This is a genomic window from Pseudomonas sp. AC229 (assembly GCF_979254655.1).
Genome location: NZ_CEEDHK010000001.1, coordinates 174,534 through 198,142, shown reverse-complemented (window position 1 = coordinate 198,142; position 23,609 = coordinate 174,534). Strand labels below are relative to the sequence as shown.

20 protein-coding genes are annotated in these 23,609 nt (G+C 60.6%); 11 read left to right on the top strand and 9 right to left on the bottom strand.

Features of this window, described 5'->3' with window-relative positions; translation table 11 throughout:
- The first annotated feature begins 274 nt into the window (after positions 1 to 274).
- Both AC0IW7_RS00815 and AC0IW7_RS00810 read left to right on the top strand, forming a co-directional pair.
- The gene (locus tag AC0IW7_RS00815) at positions 275 to 1,423 is read left to right on the top strand and encodes a pyridoxal phosphate-dependent aminotransferase (protein WP_471815382.1); all 1,149 of its coding nucleotides are present in this window, start codon (positions 275 to 277) and stop codon (positions 1,421 to 1,423) included.
- Positions 1,411 to 2,217, top strand: coding sequence for an amidohydrolase (locus tag AC0IW7_RS00810; RefSeq protein WP_471815381.1), 807 nt, complete (start codon positions 1,411 to 1,413; stop codon positions 2,215 to 2,217). Before AC0IW7_RS00815 ends, AC0IW7_RS00810 begins: the two co-directional genes overlap by 13 nt.
- 20 nt (positions 2,218 to 2,237) lie before the next feature.
- On the opposite strand, the gene AC0IW7_RS00805 is transcribed toward AC0IW7_RS00810, so the two are convergent.
- The gene (locus AC0IW7_RS00805) at positions 2,238 to 3,974 is read right to left on the bottom strand and encodes a filamentous hemagglutinin N-terminal domain-containing protein (RefSeq protein ID WP_471815380.1); all 1,737 of its coding nucleotides are present in this window, start codon (positions 3,972 to 3,974) and stop codon (positions 2,238 to 2,240) included.
- 160 nt (positions 3,975 to 4,134) lie between these two features.
- Positions 4,135 to 6,726, bottom strand: coding sequence for a glycosyltransferase (locus AC0IW7_RS00800; RefSeq protein WP_471815379.1), 2,592 nt, complete (start codon positions 6,724 to 6,726; stop codon positions 4,135 to 4,137).
- A gap of 380 nt (positions 6,727 to 7,106) precedes the next feature.
- Between AC0IW7_RS00800 and tcdA the strand changes: the two genes are divergently transcribed.
- A complete protein-coding gene (gene tcdA, locus AC0IW7_RS00795; RefSeq protein WP_471815378.1) occupies positions 7,107 to 7,913 on the top strand; it encodes a tRNA cyclic N6-threonylcarbamoyladenosine(37) synthase TcdA in 807 nt (268 codons plus the stop codon).
- Positions 7,914 to 8,103: 190 nt separating this feature from the next.
- Complete coding sequence (locus AC0IW7_RS00790; RefSeq protein WP_471815377.1) at positions 8,104 to 9,273, top strand: alpha/beta hydrolase; 1,170 nt, start codon at positions 8,104 to 8,106, stop codon at positions 9,271 to 9,273.
- Here the strand turns inward: AC0IW7_RS00790 and AC0IW7_RS00785 are convergent.
- The 7 genes from AC0IW7_RS00785 to map all read right to left on the bottom strand — a co-directional run bounded on the left by AC0IW7_RS00785 (position 9,257) and on the right by map (position 17,249).
- Entirely contained in the window at positions 9,257 to 9,673 is a 417-nt protein-coding gene (locus AC0IW7_RS00785; RefSeq protein WP_471815376.1) for a SufE family protein, read from the bottom strand. The two genes, AC0IW7_RS00790 and AC0IW7_RS00785, sit on opposite strands and share 17 nt — an antisense overlap.
- Positions 9,670 to 10,875, bottom strand: a complete 1,206-nt coding sequence (locus AC0IW7_RS00780) for an aminotransferase class V-fold PLP-dependent enzyme (RefSeq protein ID WP_471815375.1) — start codon at positions 10,873 to 10,875, stop codon at positions 9,670 to 9,672. The genes AC0IW7_RS00785 and AC0IW7_RS00780 overlap by 4 nt, the downstream gene beginning before the upstream one ends.
- Before the next feature lie 119 nt (positions 10,876 to 10,994).
- Positions 10,995 to 12,029 carry a 2,3,4,5-tetrahydropyridine-2,6-dicarboxylate N-succinyltransferase gene (gene dapD / locus AC0IW7_RS00775; protein WP_463550379.1) on the bottom strand — a complete coding sequence of 345 codons (1,035 nt, stop codon included), beginning with the start codon at positions 12,027 to 12,029 and terminating at the stop codon, positions 10,995 to 10,997.
- 112 nt (positions 12,030 to 12,141) lie between these two features.
- A complete protein-coding gene (locus AC0IW7_RS00770; protein WP_471815374.1) occupies positions 12,142 to 12,489 on the bottom strand; it encodes an ArsC family reductase in 348 nt (115 codons plus the stop codon).
- Positions 12,486 to 13,691: a succinyldiaminopimelate transaminase gene (gene dapC, locus AC0IW7_RS00765; protein ID WP_471815373.1), complete on the bottom strand. Its 1,206-nt coding sequence runs from the start codon at positions 13,689 to 13,691 to the stop codon at positions 12,486 to 12,488. The genes AC0IW7_RS00770 and dapC overlap by 4 nt, the downstream gene beginning before the upstream one ends.
- A gap of 19 nt (positions 13,692 to 13,710) precedes the next feature.
- On the bottom strand, positions 13,711 to 16,413 hold the full coding sequence (locus AC0IW7_RS00760) for a [protein-PII] uridylyltransferase (protein WP_471815372.1): 2,703 nt from the start codon (positions 16,411 to 16,413) through the stop codon (positions 13,711 to 13,713).
- Positions 16,414 to 16,466: 53 nt separating this feature from the next.
- Entirely contained in the window at positions 16,467 to 17,249 is a 783-nt protein-coding gene (map, locus tag AC0IW7_RS00755; protein ID WP_471815371.1) for a type I methionyl aminopeptidase, read from the bottom strand.
- A gap of 361 nt (positions 17,250 to 17,610) precedes the next feature.
- On the opposite strand from map, the gene rpsB reads away from it, so the two are divergent.
- The 7 genes from rpsB (at position 17,611) to ispC (ending at position 23,608) form a co-directional block, all read left to right on the top strand.
- On the top strand, positions 17,611 to 18,354 hold the full coding sequence (gene rpsB / locus AC0IW7_RS00750) for a 30S ribosomal protein S2 (protein WP_122494081.1): 744 nt from the start codon (positions 17,611 to 17,613) through the stop codon (positions 18,352 to 18,354).
- 117 nt (positions 18,355 to 18,471) lie between these two features.
- Complete coding sequence (gene tsf / locus AC0IW7_RS00745) at positions 18,472 to 19,341, top strand: translation elongation factor Ts (protein WP_471815370.1); 870 nt, start codon at positions 18,472 to 18,474, stop codon at positions 19,339 to 19,341.
- A 197-nt stretch (positions 19,342 to 19,538) separates the two neighbouring features.
- A complete protein-coding gene (gene pyrH / locus AC0IW7_RS00740; protein ID WP_122452598.1) occupies positions 19,539 to 20,282 on the top strand; it encodes a UMP kinase in 744 nt (247 codons plus the stop codon).
- On the top strand, positions 20,279 to 20,836 hold the full coding sequence (gene frr / locus AC0IW7_RS00735) for a ribosome recycling factor (protein ID WP_122494080.1): 558 nt from the start codon (positions 20,279 to 20,281) through the stop codon (positions 20,834 to 20,836). The genes pyrH and frr overlap by 4 nt, the downstream gene beginning before the upstream one ends.
- A gap of 14 nt (positions 20,837 to 20,850) precedes the next feature.
- Positions 20,851 to 21,612: a polyprenyl diphosphate synthase gene (gene uppS, locus AC0IW7_RS00730; protein ID WP_122494751.1), complete on the top strand. Its 762-nt coding sequence runs from the start codon at positions 20,851 to 20,853 to the stop codon at positions 21,610 to 21,612.
- On the top strand, positions 21,606 to 22,421 hold the full coding sequence (locus AC0IW7_RS00725; RefSeq protein ID WP_471815369.1) for a phosphatidate cytidylyltransferase: 816 nt from the start codon (positions 21,606 to 21,608) through the stop codon (positions 22,419 to 22,421). The genes uppS and AC0IW7_RS00725 overlap by 7 nt, the downstream gene beginning before the upstream one ends.
- Positions 22,418 to 23,608 carry a 1-deoxy-D-xylulose-5-phosphate reductoisomerase gene (gene ispC, locus AC0IW7_RS00720; RefSeq protein WP_471815368.1) on the top strand — a complete coding sequence of 397 codons (1,191 nt, stop codon included), beginning with the start codon at positions 22,418 to 22,420 and terminating at the stop codon, positions 23,606 to 23,608. The genes AC0IW7_RS00725 and ispC overlap by 4 nt, the downstream gene beginning before the upstream one ends.
- The last annotated feature ends 1 nt before the right edge of the window (position 23,609 follow it).

The following is a 23,609-nucleotide window of genomic DNA, read 5'->3' as shown; positions in this document are numbered from 1 at the left end:
GCATTGCTGGCGCTGGGGTTGTGGGGCTGCGCAGGTTTGTAGATCAAAAGCATCGCGGCTGAAGCCGCTCCTACAAAAGGCCCGCCGTTGAGGTTTGTGTAGGAGCTTCAGCCGCGATCCCTGCAAACGGCAAGCTCAAGCATTGGCGGCAAAAACGGTTATAGCGATAGACGAAAGGGCACCTGCGGGTGCCCTTTTTCGTGTCCGACCGATCCGTTATCCTCGCCCGTCATGGCCGCACCAGAGCCATCAATGCTCACACCAGGAAGACGTGATGATCACCAGCAAGTTGCCCAACATCGGCACCACCATTTTCACTCGCATGTCTCAGTTGGCTAACGAGGTCGGTGCGCTGAATCTGTCCCAGGGCTTCCCGGACTTTGATGGTCCGCAGGCACTGCTCGATGCGGTCGCCCGCCATGTTCACAGTGGGCATAACCAGTACGCGCCGATGACGGGCCTGCCCGCTTTGCGTGAGCAGGTGGCGGCAAAGATCGCAGCTTGCTACGGCCGACACGTTAGCGCCGACAGCGAAATCACGATTACTCCTGGCGCGACCCAGGCGATTTTTTGTGCGATTCAGACGCTGATTCGCCCGGGCGACGAGGTGATTGTTTTCGACCCGAGCTACGACAGCTATGAGCCGTCGGTTGATCTGGCCGGTGGGCGCTGCGTTCATATCCCGCTCAGCCAACCGGACTTCGGCATCGACTGGCAGCGTCTGGCCGATGCCATTTCCCCGCGCACCCGTTTGATCATCCTCAACAGCCCGCACAACCCCAGCGGCGCGCTTATTTCGCGCGCCGACCTGGACCAACTGGCCGAGCTGATCCGCGACCGCGATATCTACCTGATCAGTGACGAGGTGTACGAACATCTGGTGTTCGATGGCCGCACGCATGACAGCGTGCTGGCGCATGACGAGCTGTACGAGCGCGCGTTTGTGGTCAGCTCCTTCGGCAAGAGCTACCACGTCACCGGCTGGAAAACCGGCTACGTGGTCGCCCCGCCCGCGCTCAGCGCGGAACTGCGCAAAGTGCATCAATACGTCAGCTTTTGTGGCGTCACTCCGTTGCAATGTGGATTGGCTGACTTCATGGCGGCGAACCCGCAGCACGTAAATGAGCTGCCGGCGTTCTACCAAGACAAGCGCGATCTTTTCTGTGATCGCCTGCAATCTTCGAAATTTCGCTTCACCCGCACGGCCGGAACCTTCTTCCAGCTGGCCGACTACTCGGCCATTCGCGACGATCTGGATGACGTCGCCATGGCTGAGTGGCTCACCCGCGAGCACCGGGTTGCGGTCATTCCTATTTCAGTGTTCTACCAAGAACCGCCGCAGGGCTTGCGGCTAGTGCGGTTCTGCTTTGCCAAACGTGAAGAAACCCTTATTCAAGCCGCGGAGCAGCTATGTCGGATTTAACCAGCGGACGCGACATCAGTAGTCTTCCTGACCTCAAGTTGGCGCTGGTGCAAACCACGCTGGCCTGGCACGACCCGGCGGCCAACTTTAGCCACTTCGAGGCGTTGCTGGAGCAAGCCCACGGCGCGCATTTGGTGGTGCTGCCGGAAATGTTCACCACCGGTTTTTCCATGGACTCCGCCACCTTGGCCGAGCCGGAGGAGGGCACCACGTACGCCTGGCTTCGCCAGCAGGCCAAACGCCTGGATGCGGTTATCACCGGCAGCGTGATCATTCAGGCCGCCGACGGCAGCCACCGCAATCGCCTGTTATGGGCGCGCCCGGATGGCGAGATTTTGCATTACGACAAGCGCCATCTGTTCCGTATGGCCGGCGAGCACAAGCACTACAGCCCGGGCGAGCGCCAGGTGCAGATGGAGCTGCACGGCTGGCGGATTCGACCGCTGATTTGCTACGACTTGCGTTTTCCCGTGTGGAGCCGCGACCCCCATAACACCGACCTGTTGCTTTACACCGCCAACTGGCCGGCGGCGCGCCGTCTGCACTGGAATCGGCTGCTGCCGGCGCGCGCCATTGAAAACCTCTGTTTCGTCGCCGCCGTGAACCGTATCGGCAGCGACGGTAAAGGCCACCCTTATAGTGGTGACAGCCAGGTGCTCGATTTTCAGGGCGAGCCACTGCTGGAGGCGAACGCTGGCGATGGCGTGTTCAGTGTTGTGCTCAAAGCGGCTGACCTGGCCGCTTATCGCACGCGCTTCCCGGCGTATCTGGATGCTGACGCCTTCACGCTTTAACCCGCCGACTAACAGCGGCGTTAGAAGCGAAGCAGGCCGGCCCGGGGCAGGATTTCATTGTTCTCCATCAGCATCCCGCCTTCAGTGTTCAACTCTGAAAGCCGGCCTGTGATGTTCAGTGACTCAAGCCCGTGGATGATTGAGTCACGCCGGTTGTGCACGATGTCGGCGGTTATGCTGACTTGCAGGCCATCGAGGGTCGACTCCTGGTCGTTAGTCGCTTTTTTTCCGGCATCGATAACAAGGTTGCCGCCGCTGCTGATCATCGATTCCGTGCGGTTGTAAAAATCGCCCGCGGAGGTCAGCGTAAGGTCTTCCCAAGTCGTCAGAATTGCGCCGTGCTCGTTGATAAACGACTGACCACTGCTCATGGTCAGATTGCCCGTGCTGAAGATCATGCCGGTGTTGGTCAAGTTGCCCTTGGCCGTGACCGATGTTGTTCCGCCCGAGTCAATCTGCGCCGCCGTTGTCACGCTGGTACCTGCGTTTAACTCGATGTTGCCTGAAGCGGCTATGGTCGAATCGGATTCGCTGTGCAGGCTGCTTTTGGAATCAATGCGGATATCACCAAGCGAAGCAAGGCGCGCTCCGCTGTCGAGTTGGAACGTGTAGGCGGCTAGGTCTATGTGTCCGGCAGCCGTTACGTGGCTGGCATTCACCAAATAAAGATCGGATTTCATCAACACATCACCGCCGGCCGATACGGGGTTGTGCAGGTAGATACTCTCGTCTGATGAAAGTTGAATGTTGCCGCCGGCGAACAGGCCAGGCTCGTGGGCAAAGGACTGAGGCGGCTGGACGTCGCCACTCGCTTTCACGATCTCGATGTCACCACTGGCCCGTATGACGATGTCGCCACTCACATGCATCGCTCCGGCATGACGCACGCCAGGGCCTTCTTCGGTGCTGATCAATGCGATGTGGCCGCCGTACATGGCGCCGGCGGCGGAACCATCAATTGCAATCTCCGGCCGGCCTTGGTCGGCCCTGGCACCTTTGCTGATGCTGCGGTTGAGCACATCGTATTGGTTGGAGCCGGCGATGAGCTGGACGTCTGCAGTGGCGTGCGGCGCGCCGATGCTCCCATTCAAAACAATGGCGCGGGCGATCACGTCGAAATAGCTGAGGCCGCTGGTGTCGACGCCAGCAGCATTGATCACCACCCTGTTGCCATTGGCGGGGACGCTCAGCTTAAGCCCATCGGCGCCGTTCGGGATTGCCGTAGTGGCCGCGAAGCCTCTGACGTTGAGGGTGGTTACGCCGTTGAGCGTCAGGCCATTGGGGTTGGCAATAATGAGGTCGGCGCGGGCGCCGAACACCTCAAGAATGCCTTCGATGTGGCTGGGCTGCATGCCCGTTACTTCGCCGAGAATCAGGGTAGCGTTGGTGCTCAGGTTTGGGTTGGCGGGCAGTGCGCCGGCCAACTGACTTTGTCCGTGCTCCGTGCTGTTGTTGAAAACCACACCCGGATTCTTAACGTCAAAGTGCTCGAATCGATTGTGGGAAATGCCGTGGCTGTTGGGCGCCACAATGTTAATGACTGGCACGCCCGATGCGGAAACCGTGGAGACAGGGAGTTCCGCGCGGCCGGTGATCACGATTTCGGCCGGGGCGAGGCTTGAAAAACACGCCGCGGCTAAGGCGAGTAACGAAGAAAGCGGCGGGGTGCGGCCTGGAAGTAACCGCGACGATTGGTGATGCTTTACGTTGTTTATGGGTTTCAAAGCGCTGTTCTCTATCTTGATTAATTGAGACACAGGCTAGCCACCTCGGATTTTGCTTATGCAGCACGGCTCGCTGCGGGCCGTAGGTAGTCTCTTTCTTACCCCAGGTTTTGGTGTAAGAAAACTCTGCTTGGATGTCTAGCACAACGAAAAAGGGCAGCCCATGGGCTGCCCTTTTCTCATCACGTTTACATCATTCTGCCAGAGCCACTTCTGGTGTTTCCGGTGGCTTTGGCAGCGACGACAGCAGCGCCATGATCAGCGCCGCCAGATAGGGCAAGGACTGCACCAGCAGCATCGCCACCCAGAACTTAACATCGTTGCTTGGGAAGCCCTGAACGATGCCGATGCCCACCGCAGCGCCCCACAGCAGCAGCATGATGAAGACTTCCTCACGCGCTTCGGCCATGGCCACCATAAAGCCGTGGCTGGAGCGCATTTTCGGCGTGCGGAAGAACGGGATGCTGGTGGTGAAGAAGCCGTACAGCACCGCCTTGGCGATGGTGTGCGACAACGCCAAGCCAGCCAGCGCCGCGCAGAACGCATCCTTCAAGTTAACGCCAACCGCGCGCTGATAGAGGAACACGATCTTGCCGAATTTGAAGAAGAACAGTGCCAGTGGCGGAATAGCGAAAATCAGCAACGGCGGGTCAACCCGCTGCGGCACGATAATCATCGCTGCCGACCACAACAGGGCGCCTGCGGTGAAGAAAATATTCAAACCGTCGGCAACCCACGGCAGCCAACCGGCGACGAAGTGGTAACGCTGACCGCGTTTGAGCTCGGTTTCTTTACCGCGGAACAGTTGGCGGGCATGGCCTTTCATAATCTGAATGGCGCCATAGGCCCAACGGAAGCGCTGCTTTTTGTAGTCGATAAAGGTGTCGGGCATCAGGCCCTTACCGAAGCTGTCGTAGGCATACGCAGCGGAATAGCCTTTTTCGAATACGCGCAGGCCCAGCTCGGCGTCTTCGCAAATGGTCCAGTCGGCCCACTTCAGTTCGTCCATTACGGTGCGACGAATCATGGTCATGGTGCCGTGCTGAATGATCGCGTCGCGGTCGTTGCGGGTCACCATGCCGATGTGGAAGAAGCCTTTGTACTCGGCGTAGCAGAGCTTTTTGAAGGCGCTGCCATCTTGGTCGCGATAGTCCTGCGGCGATTGCACCACGGCGATTTTCGGATCGGCGAAGTGCGGCACCATGTGCTTGAGCCAGTTCGGGTCGACGCAGTAGTCCGAGTCGATAACCGCCACCACTTCAGCATCCGGCGCGGTGTGCGGCAGGATGTAGTTCAGTGCGCCGCCTTTGAAACCATGCAGCGGCGCCACGTGGAAGAAACGGAAACGCGGGCCGAGCTCTTCGCAGTAAGCCTGTACCGGTTCCCATACGGCCGGATCTTTGGTGTTGTTGTCGATGATCAACACTTCAAAGTCGGGGTAATCGAGGGCGGCGAGGGCGTCGAGGGTTTGTTTCACCATCTCCGGCGGCTCGTTGTAGCACGGCACGTGAATCGACACTTTCGGCCGGTACGTGCTGTCGCCGCTCACGGGAATAAACGGACGGCGGCGCTTGTGAACCCACACCGCCTCGGCCAGTTCGTGCGCCTCGGTAAGCAGCACGATAAATACGCCGATAGCACCCACGCCCAGCAACAAGCCGACCGTGAGGCTGAACCAGGTGCTGTATTGCTGGCTGTAGTCGTAGCCGATCCACACCAATACCGAACCGCCGGCGAAAGCCACGAAGGTCAGGAAGGTGCGACCGCGTTGGCGCAGGGCGCTGCCGTCAATCAGCAGCAAGGCCAGGGCCAGCATCGCCAGTACCACCGAACCGATGGCCAATACGCGCCACTGCGGAATAGCGACAACCGGGCCTTCAAACGCGAACTTCTGTTGGCGCGCGGCGTTAAACACGCCCCAGTACGCACCTACGGAACCTTCGTCGCTGGCCTTCCACGGTTGGTCAAAGGCTTCGATCACGAAGTAGTTGTAGCCTTTGGCGTTCAGCGTGTTGACCAGGGTGCGCAGGTAAATGGCCTGGTCCGCCTGGGTGGCGTCCGCACCGCCGCGCATACGGCCGTTGCTCGGCCAGCCCACTTCCGACAGCAGCAATGGTTTTTTCGGGAAGATCCGTTTCAGGTCGCGCGCGCGGTCGAGCACGAACTGCGTGGAGTCTTCCATGGGAATGAATTCCCAGTACGGCAGGATGTGCGCGGCCACCAGGTCGGTGTGGTTAGCCAACTGGGGGTATTTCTCCCAGATGTGCCACTGCTCCGAGGTCGTCACCGGCACTTTCACCTGCGCGCGAACGCGGTCGATGAAGCTCATCAGTTGCTTGGGCGTTACTTCGCGGCGGAACAGCGCCTCGTTACCCACCACCACGCGAACGACGCTGCGTGAGGAGTTGGCGATTTCAATACCACGGGCAATTTCGCGCTCGTTGCGCTCCTCGTCCGGGCTGATCCAGATGCCCAAGGTGACGCGCAAACCGAACTCTTCGGCCAGCTTGGGAATGTCGCCCAAGGAGCCGTCCACCGAATAGGTGCGCACGTTGTCGGTGTGCTTGCTGAGAAGACTGAGGTCTTCACGCATTTGCTCGTCGGTGGGGTATTGATCTTTCTGCGGGTTCTGGTCGAGCCGGAACGGCGAGAAGGAAAAACCGGAGATTTGTTCAGGCCAATCCGGTGCACTGACCGGACGGTTATACAGTGCCCAGATACCGGTGAAGAGCGCGGCGATTGCCACGAATACCACCAGGTTGAGTCCAAATTTACGCGATGACATAGACGTTTCAGGTTCCAAAGGGTGGAACGGAGAGGTGCCGGCGAGCGCCGGTCGGCGCGCATCCTACTCCGGCGATAAATGGCTGTATAGCTCAGCTCATTTACCCGGTTTTATCGCCCGCAAACCTTGGTCAGCGCCGTCTGTCATTAGTTCGCCATCAGCCAGAACGCGCGGGATCCATCGGTGTGCAGTACCGGTGGCAGTTAAGCATAAGCAGGCATCGCTGCGCACGCGCCAGGCCATACTCAAACGTGCGCGACGGCACGCGCTGAAGCAGGCGTTTTACCGTCGGTACTTGGGCCTGGCGACCGCGCTCCCTATAATGCGCGCCGATTTGCCGGCTGCCCGCGCTAAGCGGGTGCCGTTATAGAGGTGCTGTGATGAGTACAGATGAACAACGCTTTGGCGGCATCGCCCGCTTATATGGTCGCGACGGTTTGGCGCGCCTGGGGGCCGCTCACGTCGCCGTGGTCGGCATCGGTGGCGTTGGCTCATGGACGGCCGAAGCGCTGGCGCGCAGTGGCGTCGGCGAAATCTCGCTGTTCGACCTGGACGACGTCTGCGTCAGCAACACCAACCGGCAAATCCATGCACTGCAGGGCGCGATTGGCCAGTCCAAGGTCGAAGTCATGGCTGAGCGCATTCGCGCGATCAACCCCGCTTGCGTGGTGCACGCGGTCAGCGACTTCGTCACGCGCGAGACCATGGCGCAGTACATCACCGTGCAGCTCGATTGCGTGATCGACTGCATCGACAGCGTGAACGCCAAGGCCGCGCTTATCGCCTGGTGCAAGCGCCGCAAGATTCAAATCATCACCACCGGAGGCGCGGGAGGGCAGATTGACCCGTTGTTGATTCAGGTTGGCGATCTGAACAAAACCGTCAACGACCCGCTGGCCTCCAGCGTGCGTTCGGCGCTGCGCCGCGACTACGGTTTTTCCCGCACGCCGGGCCGCCATTACAGCGTTCCGTGCGTGTATTCGCGCGAGCAGCTTCGCTATCCCAAGCCCGACGGCAGCATCTGCCTGGAGAAGAAGTTTGTCGGCGATGGTGTGAAGCTCGACTGCGCCGGCGGCTTTGGTGCGGTGATGATGGTGACCGCCACCTTTGGCATGGTGGCGGCGGCCAAGGCGGTGGATAAGTTGGTGGCCGGGGTCCGTCGGCCTTCGGAGCGGATGCCGGGGTAAGCGCAACGCTTTGAGTTGAGGTGTTGGGGGCGGATGCGTTTCCTGTGGCGGCCAATCGCGGCTGAAGCCGCTCCCACAGGTTGTTCGTGCTTGTGTACCAAGAAACTTACCGAGTTGTGACGTGCTTTTCACAGCGCCTCAGGCACACTGCAAGCGCCTCCGGTTCGCCGGTTTTCTTGCGGATTTCTTCATGTCCTATCCCTCGTTCAAGGCGCGTCGCCTGCCTGTCACATTGCTGTTGTCCACCGTGCTGCTGGGCGCCTGCGCCAGTAAGCCCAACGATTTGCGTAACCCTCACGAAGCTATCGCGGCTTTTGCCGATAAGTCTTACCAGGCGCCGATTCATGGTCCCGTCCAGGGCTGGGAGGCGCAGTTCACCGTGGCCGAACAACCCATCGACGTCACCTGGCTAGCCCCGGCGCAGGGCGCTGCGCCAGCGCCGTTAGTGGTGTTCTTGCCCGGCCTCGGTGAAGGCGCGGGCGCGGGGCTGCAATGGCGTAAGGCGTGGGCGCAGGCGGGTTACGCCGTGGTGTCGATTCAGGCGCCGCAGGTCGGTCGCGGCATTTATTCCAGCAGCGAGGCGCAGGCCGGCACCTTTCGCGGTATCGCTCAGCGCGCCTATGCGGATCCCGCGTTGAAAGCACGCCTCAACGCCGTTGCGCAGGTGCTTAATCAATTGCGCGTACGCGGCCAGGGTGGTGACGCGCAGGTGGCGGGTGTCGACTGGAACACGCTGGCCGTCGCCGGCTACGACCTGGGCGCGCAAAGCGCTGCGGCGTTGGCAGGCGACAGCATGCTCCCCGGTTGGCAGCCCAAAGCGGTGCTGCTGCTAAGCCCCTACGTCGGCCCCGGCGTTGCTGCCGCGCGCGTCGATGTACCGTTGCTGAGCGTGACCGGCCCCCACGATGAGGACCCGTTCAGTTGGGTGGAATCTCCAGAGCGGCGCCAGGCCATTTGGCGAGGCAATCCCAATCCTGGCAGCTATCAGTTGATCGCGAAAAATGCCCAGCATCCTTTGTTCAGCGGTTCGTTGGACGAATTACCTGGGCCAGACGATGCCGAGCAAAAACGCCCGCCCCGTGACCCTGACCTGGGCGCCGGCGCAGGTGGTCGCGACGGCACCAGCGGCCCGCCCGGCGCCGACGGTGGCGAAACGCCGAAGCGTCGTCCGCGGCCCGACACCATGGGCCACGGGCAAGACAGTCAGAACTGGTTTGATGCCCATCAAGTCGCCAACGTACAGGCGGTGAGTACGGCGTTTCTCGACGCCACGCTGCGTCAGTCGGCCGAAGCCAAAACGTGGCTGGGTACTGAGGCGGCCAAGGCCATTGGCCCGGCTGCGTCTATCGAGGCGCGTTAGCGGTCAGTTCCGCCATACGCGTGAGCACGGCTTGCAAGCCGTTGCTGCGCGAGGGCGACAGGTGACGGGCCAGGCCGAGCTGGGCAAACCAGTCGGCCAGGTCGAGCTGTTTCAGGTCGTCTGCCGCTAGGCCGTTAACCCGCACCAATAACAGCGCCAGCAGCCCACGAATCAGGCGGGCATCGCTGCTGGCGCGAAATTGCCAGCCGTCACCCTGCTGCGCGCCCACCAACCACACCTGGCTCTCGCAGCCGGTGACGCGAGTGCCCTCGGTGCGTTCCTCGTCAGCCAGTGGCGCCAGCTGTTCGCCCCAGCTCATCAGAAGGCGGGCCCGTTGTTCCCAACTCATCGGTTCGCTGAAGGCCGCCAGGGCGGCGTGGGCAGCGCTCGGCAGGTTCATTGCAAAATCTCCAGAGCCTGGTCCAGCGCGGCGAAAAAGCGCTGCAAATCGCTGCTGTCGTTGTACAGGGCTAACGATGCGCGAATCGCACCCGGCAACCCCAGGCCACGCAATAAAGGCATTGCACAGTGGTGGCCAGCGCGCACGGCGATGCCTTGCTCGGTGAGCAAGTGCGCCAGGTCGGCGCTGTGCACGTCTTCCACCACAAAGCTGGCCAGCGCGATGTCCGGCTCGCCTAACAGGCGTACGCCAGCGCGAGCTTTGAGGCCGGCCACCAACTCTTGATGCAGGGCCGTTTCGTGGGCGAGCACCGCGTGCGCGTCGAGGCTGGCGAGGTAGTCCAGCGTCGCGCCAAGGGCAATCACGGAGGACACCGCTGGCGTGCCAGCTTCGAACCCGAGCGGGGCCGGGCGGAACTTGGCGGTGTAGTAGTCGGTTTGCAGCAGCATTTCGCCGCCGAACTGCCACGGCAGCACGCGTTCCAAGGCGGCGGCGCGGCCATAGAGCACGCCCACGCCGTCCGGGCCGTAGAGCTTGTGGCTTGAGCACACGTAAAAGTCGCAGCCCAGTTGCTGCACGTCGTGGCGACCATGAACCACGCCTTGGGCGCCATCAATCACGGTGATGGCGCCATGGGCTTTTGCCAGGACCAGCAACTCATTCACCGGTTGCCAGGTGCCGAGTACGTTGGACAGTTGGCTCACCGCCAACAAACGCGTGCGCGGGCCGATCAATTGCTGGGCAGCCGCCAGATCGATGCGCCCCTCAGTGGTGATCGGCAACACAATCAACGCCAGGTCGCGACGCTGCGCCAGTTGTTGCCAAGGCAGCAAGTTGGCGTGGTGCTCCAGGGCGCTGATGACTATTTCATCGCCAGAGTGGAAGTGCTCTTCGAGCCCATAAGCCAGCAGGTTCAGCGCTTCGGTGGCGCCGCGGGTAAACACGATTTCCTCACTGCTGGCGGCATTCAACCAGCGCGCCGCTGTGCCCCGGGTTGCTTCAAACGCGCGCGTGGCTCGTTCGCCCGGCAAATGCTGGGCACGGTGCACGTTGGCCGCGCCCGCGCTGTAGTAGCCGAGCAGCGCATCGATCACGGCTTGCGGCTTCTGTGAAGTGGCGGCGCTGTCGAGGTAGGTCTGGCCTTCGGCAGCGAGGGCAGCGAGGGCGGGGAAGTCAGAGCGCCAGGGAGAATGGATGAGCATCTGAGACCCTGGGTCGATTTACGGAAGGGGTGGACCGGCACTGCGCTTCGGCCGCGAGGCTTTTGCTTAAAAGCTCGCGGCTGAAGCCGCTCCTACAGGAGTCGTCGGCGTCTGTTGGATCAGTTGTGCGCGTGCAGGGCTTCGTTGAGTTCGATCGCGGTTTTGTGCGATTTGGCTTCAACGGCGCCGGTCTGCGAGTTGCGACGGAACAGCAAGTCTGGCTGGCCGGCCAGATCGCGAGCCTTGAGCACTTTTACCAGTTGGTTCTGGTCGTCCAACAGCGCGACTTTGGTGCCGGCCGTGATGTACAGACCCGACTCTACGGTATTGCGGTCGCCCAACGGAATGCCGATGCCGGCGTTCGCGCCGATCAGGCAGCCTTCGCCCACGCTGATAACGATGTTGCCACCGCCAGACAACGTGCCCATGGTCGAGCAACCGCCGCCCAGATCCGACCCTTTGCCCACGAACACGCCAGCCGACACGCGGCCTTCGATCATGCCTGGGCCTGCGGTGCCGGCGTTGAAGTTGATAAAGCCTTCGTGCATTACCGTGGTGCCTTCGCCCACATACGCGCCGAGGCGGATACGCGAGCTGTCCGCCAGACGCACGCCAGCAGGCACGACGTAGTCAGTCATTTTCGGGAATTTATCCACCGAGAACACTTCCAGCAGTTCGCCCTTGAGGCGCGCTTCCAGTTGACGTTCTGCCAGTTCGCTTAGGTCGACCGCGCCCTGGCTGGTCCACGCCACGTTCGGCAGCAGCGGGAAAATGCCGGCCAGGCTTAGGCCATGTGGCTTGACCAAACGGTGGGAGAGCAGGTGCAGCTTCAGGTAAGCCTCGGGCGTGGACGTCAACGCGGCGTCTTCGGCCAGCAGGGTCGCCACCAGCGGGCGCTGGCTTTCGGCCAGGCGGGTGAGCAGGGCGGCTTGCGCGGCATCGACATTTTTCAGCAGGTCGGCCAGTTCGCCAGCCTGATTGCTGGTGAAAGCGACCGCTTGGTTGCCGCCGCTGTAGCCGAGTTTGGCGCTGACTTTGGCGACCAGTTCTTCGGACGGGTTGAGCAGCGGCAGGGCGTAGAACACTTCCAACCAGTTGCCTTCGCGGTTTTGAGTGCCGACGCCGAAGGCCAGGCTGAACAGGGAATTGGACATAGTGTTTCCTCTTGCTGAATTAGGTCGACGCGCCGGTTGGCGGCGGTTGTCACGGTGTTATTGCGCGTGCCTGGTCATGGCCAGGCCACGGGTTATTCGCGGTGCAAGTGCCCTACTTGAAAGCGGCCGAATAGCTATCAGGCTGGAAACCGAGCAGGGTTTTGCTGCCCAGGTCGAGCACCGGGCGTTTGATCATCGACGGCTGCGCCACCATCAGCTCAATCGCCTTGCTCTGGTCGAGGTCGCTTTTGTCAGCGTCGCTCAATTTGCGAAATGTGGTGCCGGCGCGGTTAAGCACTTTTTCCCAACCATGTTCGTTGCACCATTGCTGCAAATGCTCACGGTCGATGCCTACGGCTTTGTAGTCGTGAAAGGTGTAATCGACCTTGTGCTCGTCCAGCCAGGTACGGGCTTTTTTCATCGTGTCACAGGCTTTGATGCCGTAGAGGGTGATGCTCATGCGTTTGCCTTGTTCTGAAGGAAGGCGCGAATCCGCGTGGCGGCTTCCACGCATTCGGCCAGCGGGGCGACCAAGGCCATGCGCACGCGGCCGGCGCCGGGGTTGAAGCCGTCGACCTCGCGAGAAAGATACGAGCCAGGTACCACCGTCACGTGTTCCTGAGCGAACAATTCACGGGTGAAGTCGGCGTCGTCCATCGGCGTTTTCGCCCACAGATAAAAGCCACCGTCCGGGCGCTGCACGTCCATCACCGGCTGCAGTATGTCCAGCACGGCGTCGTATTTTTCCCGGTACAGGTCGCGATTAGCGCGCACATGGGCTTCGTCGTTCCAGGCGGCCACGCTGGCCAGCTGGGTTTGCACCGGCATGGCGCAGCCGTGGTAGGTACGGTACAGCAGGAATGATTTCAGGATTGCGGCATCGCCGGCGACGAACCCGGAGCGCAAGCCCGGCAGGTTCGAGCGCTTGGACAAACTGTGGAACACCACGCAGCGGGCGAAGTCACTGCGACCCATAGCGGCGCAGGCGCTGAGCAGGCCGGCCGGTGGATTGGCTTCGTCGAAATACAACTCGCTGTAGCACTCGTCGGCGGCGATCACGAAATCGTACTGGTCGGCCAGGCTGATCAGCTTTTGCAGTGTTTCCTGTGGAATCAGCGCGCCGGTCGGGTTGCCGGGCGAGCACAGGAACAGAATCTGGCAGCGCTGCCAGACGTCGGCCGATACCGCGTCGAAGTCCGGGTTGAAGCCGTTCTCTTCCAGGCACGGCAGGTAGTGCGGCTTGGCACCGGCCAGCAGGGCCGCGCCTTCGTAGATTTGGTAGAACGGGTTCGGGCTGACCACCAGACCGTCATCGCTGCGCTGCACCACGGTTTGCGTGAAGGCAAACAACGCTTCGCGCGTGCCGTTGACCGGCAGCACGTGGCGCGCGGCGTCGAGCCAGCCGGCCGGCACGTTGAAACGCCGCTCGCACCACTGCGCAATCGCCTCGCGCAGTGCGGGAATGCCCAGCGTCGTTGGGTACACCGCCAACTGGTCGAGGTTGTCACTCAGGGCCTTGGCGACGAAATCGGGCGAGCGGTGTTTGGGCTCGCCAATCGACAAGGCAATGGCGCGTTTGTCGGCCGGCGGCTGAGCACTGGCCAGCAGGGCGCGGAGCTTTTCAAACGGGTAGGGCTGCAGGTTGTTCAGGGCGTCATTCATGTGCGGCGTGTCGTTCTATTCAAATACTGATTCGGGAAAGCTCGACCCGATTGCCGTCGGCATCGGAGAGCTGTTCGATGATCGCGTCCTGCAAGCGGGCACACAGGTCGGGATCGGAAAGCGGTTGGTTGCGCGCATCGGTGACAAAAAACACGTCTTCCACGCGCTCGCCCAGGGTGGCGATCTTGGCGTTCTGCAACGACAAGTCGAAGTCGAGGAATATCTTGCCAATGCGGGCCAGCAAGCCAGGGCGGTCCGGGGAGGTCAGCTCCAGCACAGTGACCGGGCGCCCGGCGTCGTTGGAAATGATCACCTGCGGGGCGAACGCGAAGTGCTTGAGCTGACGCGGCACGCGGCGCTGGATGATGGTCGGGTAGTCATCCGGATGGCTCAGGGCGCTGACCAGCCCTTCGCGAATTTCCTTGATGCGCACCGGGTTATCGCCAATCGAGCCGCCATCGGCGTCGAGCACCACGTAGGTGTCGAGGGTGAACTGGCTGGTCGAGGTAATCACGCGGGCGTCATGGATGTTCAGGTTCAACTGGTCCATGGCCGCCACGGTTACAGCAAAGAAGTCGTGCTGGTCAGGCGCGTAAATGAAGATTTGCGTGCCGCCTTCGAATTCTCGCTGGGTCGTTTCCTTGATCAGCACCAACGGGTCGTGCGCGGAGCTGTGTTGCAGGATGGCGTCGGTGTGCCAAGCCACGTCGCCTGCGGTGTGGCGCAGGAAATAGTCATCGCCCAATTGCGACCACAGCTGTTCGGCGTCGTCGGGGTCGGTGCCGCTGCGCACCAGAATGTCGAGCGCCGCGTTTTGGGTCTGGCGAATCTGTTCTTCGCGGTCGACCGGATGCTCCAGCCCACGGCGCAACGCGCGCTTGGTTTCGCTGTACAGCTGGCGTAGCAGGCTGGCGCGCCAGGAGTTCCAGAGGGTCGGGTTGGTGGCATTGATGTCGGCGACAGTGAGCACGTAGAGGTAATCGAGGTGCACCTGGTCACCCACCAGTTGGGCGAAGTCGTGGATCACCTGCGGGTCGGACAGGTCTTTGCGCTGGGCCGTGGTCGACATCACCAGATGGTTCTGCACCAGCCAGACGATCAGGCGGCTGTCCCAGGCGGGCAGCTGATGCCGTTCGCAGAAGGCCTGGGCGTCTACCGCGCCAAGCTCGGAATGGTCGCCGCCGCGACCTTTGCCGATGTCGTGGTACAGGCCGGCCAGGTAAATAAGCTCGGGCTTAGGCAGCGTGCCCATCAGCTTACTGGCGAGCGGAAATTTCTCGGAAATCGGCGTGTACTGCAGCTTGCGCAGGTGCTTGATCAAATTCAGCGTGTGCGCATCGACGGTGTAGATGTGGAACAGGTCGTGCTGCATTTGCCCAACGATGTCGCCGAACTCCGGCAAGTAACGGCCGAGAATGCCGTAGCGGTTCATCCGTCGCAGGTTGCGATGAATGCCGATCTCGCACTTGAACAGTTCGATAAACAGGCTGGTGTTGCGGATGTCTTTGCGGAACTCGTCGTCAATCAGGTGCCGGTGTTCACGCAGCAGGCGCACGGTGTCGGCACGCACGCCTTTGATTTCCGGGTTCTGCGCCATCAGCACAAACACTTCGAGAATCGCGAACGGGGTGCGCTTGAAGACGTTGGACGACGTGACTTCGATGTAGCCGTCGCGCAGCTGGAAGCGGCTGTTGATCGGCAGTACCTGGCGACCCTCTTCGCTGCGCAGAATCACCTCTTCGAAGTGCTGCACCACCAGCTCACTGAGCTCGGAAATGCTCATCACCACGCGGTAGTAGTTCTGCATAAAGTGTTCGATGGCCAGCTTGCCGTTGCTGTCTTCAAAGCCCAGCAGCGTGGCGATGGCGCGCTGGTGGTCGAACAGCAAACGGTCCTCGGCACGGCCGGCGAGCATATGCAGGGCGTAGCGCACCTTCCACAAAAACTCTTGGGAAGAGGCGAGCAGAGAGTATTCGCTTTCCAGCAAAAAACCTTGGCCGACCATGGCGTGCAGGTTGAGCGTGCCGAAGTGGCGGCGGGCTACCCACAGAATGGTCTGAATATCGCGAAGGCCACCGGGCGAGCCTTTGACGTTTGGTTCCAGGTTGTACTCGGTGTCGTTGTACTTGGCGTGGCGCGCGGTTTGCTCGGCACGCTTGGCCAGGAAAAACTCTTTGCTGGGCCACATCTTGCTGGTGCTGGTGACCTCGATCATGCGTTGGCGCAAGCGCTCCGGCCCAGCAATGGTGCGGCTTTCCATCAGGTTGGTGACAACCGTGAGGTCTGCCTGCGCTTCGGAGGCGCATTCGTCTACCGAACGAACGCTTTGGCCTACTTCCAGGCCGATGTCCCAGAGCAGCGTGAGAAAACGCTCAATGGAGTCGCGGAAAATCTCGTGATCCGCGCTGTCGAGCAACAGCAGCAAGTCGATGTCCGAATACGGGTGCAGCTCTCCGCGGCCATAGCCGCCGACCGCCAGCAGCGCGATATCGGCGTCTTCGCTCCAATCGAACTGCGCCCAGGCCTCCCGCAGGATCTGGTCAATGCACCACGCGCGGTCTTCGACCAGCCGACGAACGTCGCGGCCTTCTTTGAAGCGCAGGTCCAGCACCTCATGGGCGCGGCGGATGGCCTTCTTGAATGCCGCGATGGGGCTGGCTTTCAGCGCCAGTTCCGCCTGGAACTGGCCGCGGTCGAACAACTCGGGATCCACCTGCGGCATTCAGCAGCTTTCCTTTCTATCTATAGGGGAGCGGGCGTTGGAGCAACGATGCCTCAGGCCGACGTGCGGGCAATGGTGTCGTCCGAGCGCAGGGTGAAGATTTCGTAGCCGGTGGAGGTCACCAAAATGGTGTGTTCCCACTGCGCCGAGAGCTTGCGGTCCTTGGTGATCGCGGTCCAGCCGTCGCCCAGCAAACGGGTTTCGGCACGGCCCTGGTTGATCATCGGTTCGATGGTGAAGGTCATGCCTTCCTTTAATTCCATGCCGGTGCCCGCGCGGCCGTAGTGCAGCACTTGCGGTTCTTCGTGGAACACCTTGCCGATGCCGTGACCGCAGTACTCACGCACCACGGAGAAACCGTTCTTCTCCGCGTGCTTTTGAATGACTTCGCCGATGTCGCCCAGGCGCGTGCCGGGCTTGACCAACTCGATGCCTTTGTACATGCATTCCTGGGTGATCTTGGACAGGCGCACCGCCCATTCAGGGACGTTGCCCACATGGAACATTTTGCTGGTGTCACCGTGGTAGCCATCTTTGATCACGGTGATATCGATGTTCAACACGTCGCCGTCTTTCAGCGGCTTCTCGTTCGGAATGCCGTGGCAGACCACGTGGTTGATCGAGGTGCAGATGGACTTGGGGTAGCCCTTGTAGTTCAGCGGGGCGGGAATGGCCTGTTGAACGTTGACGATGTAGTCGTGGCAGATGCGGTCGAGCTCGTCGGTGGTGACACCGGGCTTGACGTATTCGCCGATCATTTCCAGCACTTCACTGGCCAGACGGCCGGCGATGCGCATTTTTTCGATTTCTTCGGGCGTCTTGATAGTGACGGTCATACACACTCTCTCAGCGCCCGTTGGCGCCTGGCAAAAATACGGAAAGCGCGATTCTAGCATTGGGAAAGGGCTATCTAGCCACTTTAGGGGTGAGCCCTACGGGCATTGCCGGCTTTCCTTATAGTAATAGGGCGCTGGGGCTGAAGCGGTTGCGGCGTTTCGAGCAACTTTTCGGGTTCCGTTCCAGCGCCTCCTGTGCTATAAAGTGCGCCGCTTTCAGGGCAGCAGTCCGAAAGCCTAAACCCCACACACGTATCGACACGATGGCCTGGGTGCCTTTCAGTTAATTGCTCGCAGTTAATTGCTGGAGGTTGGTCATTGGGATACGTGGAGGCCTAACCCGACTTATCAAGGAACTATCATGTCCCAAGTCAATATGCGCGATATGCTGAAGGCCGGTGTGCACTTCGGCCACCAGACCCGTTACTGGAACCCGAAAATGGGCAAGTACATTTTCGGCGCGCGCAACAAGATCCACATCATCAACCTCGAAAAAACCCTGCCAATGTTCAACGACGCGCTGTCGTTCGTTGAGAAACTGGCTTCGGGCAAAAACAAAATTCTGTTCGTCGGCACCAAGCGTTCCGCTGGCAAGATCGTTGCTGAAGAAGCAGCACGTTGCGGTTCGCCGTACGTCGATCACCGCTGGTTGGGCGGCATGCTGACCAACTACAAAACCATCCGTCAGTCGATCAAGCGTCTGCGTGATCTGGAAGTTCAGTCGCAAGACGGCACTTTCACCAAGCTGACCAAGAAAGAAGCGCTGATGCGCACTCGTGATCTGGAAAAACTGGACCGCAGCCTGGGTGGTATCAAGGACATGGGCGGCCTGCCTGATGCCCTGTTCGTAATCGACGTTGATCACGAGCGCATCGCTATCACCGAAGCTAACAAGCTCGGTATCCCGGTTATCGGCGTAGTCGATACCAACAGCAGCCCGGAAGGTGTTGATTTCATCATCCCAGGTAACGATGACGCCATCCGCGCCATCCAGCTGTACATGGGTGCAATGGCTGACGCAGTAGTGCGTGGCCGCAGCAACGCCAACGGCGGCACCGACGAATTCGTCGAAGCCCCGGCCGCTGCTGAACAAGCTGAAGGCTGAGTAGGCCGCGTCTAGCGTCTCTCGGTTAGCAAAAAGGGGGCTAGGCCCCCTTTTTGCCACCTTAGAATTGATCATCATCCGGCTCGCCGGGTGGGACTTATCCAAGAGGATTTCGAAATGGCAGAGATTACTGCAGCGCTGGTTAAAGAACTGCGTGAGCGTACTGGCGAAGGCATGATGGATTGCAAAAAGGCCTTGACCAAGGCTGGCGGCGACATCGAGAAAGCCATCGACGATATGCGTGCTTCGGGCGCCATCAAGGCTGCCAAGAAAGCCGGTAACGTGGCCGCCGAAGGCGCCATCGCGGTTAAAGTTGCGGCCGACAACAAGCGCGCCGTGATCATGGAAGTGAACTCGCAGACCGACTTCCTGGCTCTGCAAGACGACTTCAAGAAATTCGTTGCTGACAGCATCGACCAGGCTCTGGCCGAAAACCTGACCACCGTTGAGCCGCTGATCGCTGCTCGCGAAACTGCCCGCGTTGAGCTGGTGGCCAAGGTTGGTGAGAACGTCAACATTCGCCGTCTGACCGCTGTTGAAGGCGACGTGCTGGGTGCTTACGTTCACGGCAACAAAATCGGCGTGATCGTTTCGCTGAAAGGCGGTACTCCTGAACTGGCTCGCGACATCGCTATGCACGTTGCTGCCAGCAACCCTGAGTTCCTGCTGCCATCGGAAGTTTCTGCTGAAGCCATCGAGCGTGAGAAGGGCGTTTTCCTGTCCCTCAACGAAGACAAGATCAAAGGCAAGCCAGCCGAGATCGTTGAGAAGATGGTGGCCGGTCGTATCTCCAAGTTCCTGGCTGAAGCCAGCTTGGTAGAACAGGCTTTCGTTAAGGATCCAGAAGTCACCGTTGGTGCTCTGGCCAAGAAAGCCGGCGCTGAAATCGTTTCCTTCGTACGTTACGGCGTAGGCGAAGGCATCGAAAAAGTTGAATCGAACTTCGCTGACGAAGTAGCGGCTCAACTGGCTGCCAGCAAGCAGTAAGACGGGTTTCAAGCTGTCGCCCCGAAGAGGCTGCCCGCTCACGCGCGCAGCCTCTTTGTCGAAGTGGGGCCGACAATTGCATGTGTAAGCGGTATTGGTGCACTGTGCTGCACCAATTGCCATGGGCGCTGTCCAAGCGCTCGATCAATGCGGGCATATAGCCTGTTCAGAATTCAAACGCCGCAGGAGAGACACGCATGGCTCAGCAGGTGAGTGGTCGCCAACCTCGCTACAAACGCATTCTGCTCAAACTTAGCGGCGAAGCCTTGATGGGATCCGAAGATTTCGGTATCGACCCCAAGGTGCTCGACCGTATGGCCCTTGAAATCGGCCAACTGGTCGGTATCGGTGTTCAGGTAGGCCTGGTGATTGGTGGCGGTAACCTGTTCCGCGGCGCGGCATTGAGCGCTGCCGGCATGGACCGTGTCACCGGCGACCACATGGGTATGCTGGCCACGGTGATGAACGCCCTGGCCATGCGCGATGCGCTGGAGCGCTCGAATATCCCCGCTATCGTAATGTCGGCGATTTCCATGGTTGGCGTGACCGACCATTACGACCGCCGCAAAGGCATCCGTCATTTGAATTCCGGCGACGTAGTGATTTTCGCTGCGGGCACCGGTAACCCGTTCTTCACCACCGACTCCGCAGCGTGCCTGCGCGCCATCGAAATCGATGCCGACGTGGTGTTGAAAGCGACCAAGGTGGACGGCGTGTACACAGCCGATCCATTCAAAGACCCGAACGCAGAAAAGTTCGACAAGTTGACCTACGACGAAGTGCTTGATCGCAAGCTCGGCGTGATGGACCTGACGGCCATCTGTCTGTGTCGCGATCACAAGATGCCGCTTCGGGTCTTCAATATGAACAAGCCCGGCGCACTGCTTAACGTAGTAGTGGGCGGCGCGGAAGGAACCCTGATCGAGGAAGGCGAGCAATGATCAACGAAATCAAGAAAGATGCCCAAGAACGCATGCAGAAAAGCCTGGAATCGCTTGTCCACGCTTTCAGTCGCATCCGCACCGGCCAGGCGCACCCAAGCGTGCTCGGCGGCGTGATGGTGCCTTATTACGGCGCCGACACCCCGCTGAACCAGGTCGCCAACGTGACCGTTAAAGACTCCCGTACCCTGCAAATCGTCGCCTTCGAGCGCAACATGCTCTCGGCTGTCGACAAGGCCATCCAGAGTTCGGGTCTGGGCTTGAATCCAACCAACCTGGGCGAGCTGCTGCTGGTGACCATGCCGGCGCTGACCGAAGAAACCCGTCGCGGTTTCACCAAGCAAGCCCGTGACGCCGCTGAAGATGGTCGCGTAGCCGTACGTAATATCCGTCGTGATGCGCTGAGCCAACTGAAAGATTTGGTGAAAGAGAAAGAAATCAGCGAAGACGAAGAGCGCCGCGCGGCTGACGACATTCAAAAGCTGACGGACAAGTTCGTCGCCGAGATCGAAGTAGCCGTTAAGCAGAAAGAAGCGGATTTGATGGCCGTTTGACGGCCGGTTTCGTCATGGAAAAGACCGTAAAGGCCGGCTCGCCGGGCGTGCCACGACATGTGGCGATCATCATGGATGGCAATAACCGCTGGGCCAAGAAGCGCCTGCTGCCTGGCGTTGCCGGGCACAAGGCCGGCGTCGATGCGGTGCGTGCAGTCATTGAAGTGTGCGCCGAGGAAGGCGTTGAAGTGCTCACCCTGTTTGCCTTTTCCAGTGAGAACTGGGACCGGCCGGCAGATGAAGTGGGCGCCTTGATGGAGCTGTTTCTTTCGGCCCTGCGGCGCGAGGCCCGGCGACTGAATGCCAATGGCATCAGCTTGCGCATCATCGGCGACCGCTCGCGCTTCCACCCTGAGCTGCAGAGTGCAATGCGCGAAGCCGAGGCGTTAACTGCCGGCAATGATCGGTTTGTCCTGCAAGTGGCGGCCAACTATGGCGGCCAGTGGGACATCGCTCAGGCCGCTCAGCAGTTGGCGCACCAGGTGCAAGCCGGGCATCTTCGTCCCGAAGACATCACTCCGCGTTTGCTTCAGGGTTTGCTGGCAACCGGCGATCAGCCCTTGCCCGACCTGTGCATCCGCACCGGGGGCGAGCACCGCATCAGCAACTTCCTGCTCTGGCAGCTTGCTTATTCCGAGCTGTATTTCTCCGACCTGTTCTGGCCGGACTTCAAACACGACGCCATGCGCAAAGCGCTGGCCGATTACGCTACCCGCCAGCGTCGCTTTGGTAAGACCAGCGAGCAGGTGGCAGCGGAGGCTCGCGCACAATGTTGAAGCAACGAATCATCACCGCCCTGATTCTGGCCCCCATCGCCCTGGGTGGATTTTTCCTCCTCAGTGGCGCGGCGTTCGCCTTGTTCATCGGTGCGGTGGTTACGCTCGGTGGCTGGGAATGGGCGCGTCTGGCGGGCTTCAATGCGCAGGCCGCCCGTGTGGGTTATGCGGCCGTTGTAGCGGTGTTGCTGTTCGGGCTTTATCACATTCCTGCTCTGGCCCCAGTGTTGCTGTTGCTGGGCATTGTCTGGTGGGTGGCGGCGACGTTTCTGGTTATCAACTTCCCGGAAAGCAGCCGCTACTGGACGTCTACGCCCATTAAGCTGGTGATTGGCTTGTTGGTTCTGCTGCCGGCCTGGCAAGGCCTGGTGCTGATCAAGCAGTGGCCGCTGGCGAACTGGCTGATCTTTGCGGTGATGGTGCTGGTGTGGGGCGCTGACATTGGGGCTTACTTTTCCGGTCGCGCCTTTGGCAAACGCAAGCTGGCGCCCAAGGTCAGTCCCGGCAAAAGCTGGGAAGGCGTATTCGGCGGCTTGCTGACCTGTCTGCTGATCGCTATCGGCGTGGGCGTTTACCGCGGTTGGAGCGCTGGTGAGTTCGCTCTGGGATTGGCGGGTGTGGCGCTGGTGGTGATGGTTTCCGTAGTGGGCGATCTCACTGAAAGCATGTTCAAGCGCCAAGCCGGCCTGAAAGACAGCAGCAATTTGCTGCCCGGTCATGGCGGTGTGCTTGACCGCATCGACAGCCTGACCGCCGCCATCCCGATGTTTGCCGTATTGCTCTGGGGCGCTGGCTGGGGTTCGCTGTGACTCAACCGCAACAGATCACCGTGCTGGGAGCTACCGGCTCCATCGGCCTGAGTACGCTCGACGTCATTGCTCGTCACCCGCAGCGTTATCAAGTGTTTGCCCTGAGCGGTTTCTCCCGTCTGGCTGAGCTTGAAGCGTTGTGCCTGCTCCATCGCCCGTGCTACGCCGTGGTCGCCGATGCAGTCGCCGCCAACGGCCTGCGCTCAGCGCTGCAGGCAGCAGGTCTGGCCACTCAGGTGCTGGAAGGGGAGGGCGGCCTTTGCGAAGTGGCGGCGCACCCTGAGGTTGACGCAGTCATGGCGGCTATCGTCGGCGCGGCGGGTTTGAAGCCTACGCTGGCGGCAGTCGAGGCGGGCAAGAAGGTATTGCTGGCCAATAAAGAAGCGTTGGTAATGTCCGGTGCGCTCTTTATGCAAGCCGTGCGCAAAAGCGCTGCGGTGTTGTTGCCCATCGACAGCGAGCACAACGCGATTTTCCAGTGCCTGCCTACTGATTACGCGCGCGGTCTTAATAATGTAGGCGTGCGCCGAATTCTGTTAACCGCCTCGGGCGGGCCATTTCGTCAGACGCCGTTGGGCGATCTTCAGCACGTAACTCCCGAGCAAGCCTGCGCCCATCCCAACTGGTCCATGGGCCGCAAAATTTCCGTCGACTCCGCCAGCATGATGAACAAAGGCCTCGAGCTGATTGAAGCGTGCTGGCTGTTCGACGCACCGCCCTCGAAGGTCGAGGTGGTGATCCACCCGCAAAGCGTTATTCACTCGCTGGTCGATTATGTCGATGGCTCGGTGTTGGCGCAGTTGGGTAACCCGGACATGCGCACGCCCATCAGTCACGCCTTGGCCTGGCCTGAACGCATTGACTCCGGCGTGCTGCCCTTAGACCTCTTTGCCATCGCCCGTCTGGATTTTTTGCCGCCCGACGAGCAGCGCTTCCCTTGTTTGCGCCTGGCGCGGCAGGCTGCCGAAGCCGGCGGAACGGCACCCGCTGTATTGAATGCGGCAAACGAAGTGGCGGTGGCGGCGTTCCTTGAGCGGCGCATTTGTTTCCCAGAGATCGCGAGTATGATTGACGCGGTCTTGAATGCTCAGCCGGCGGTGCCGGTCGACAGTCTCGACGCCGTGCTGGCGGCTGACGCCAGTGCACGCGTTCAGGCTGAGCATTGGTTGAGTCACCACGGGCGCTAAG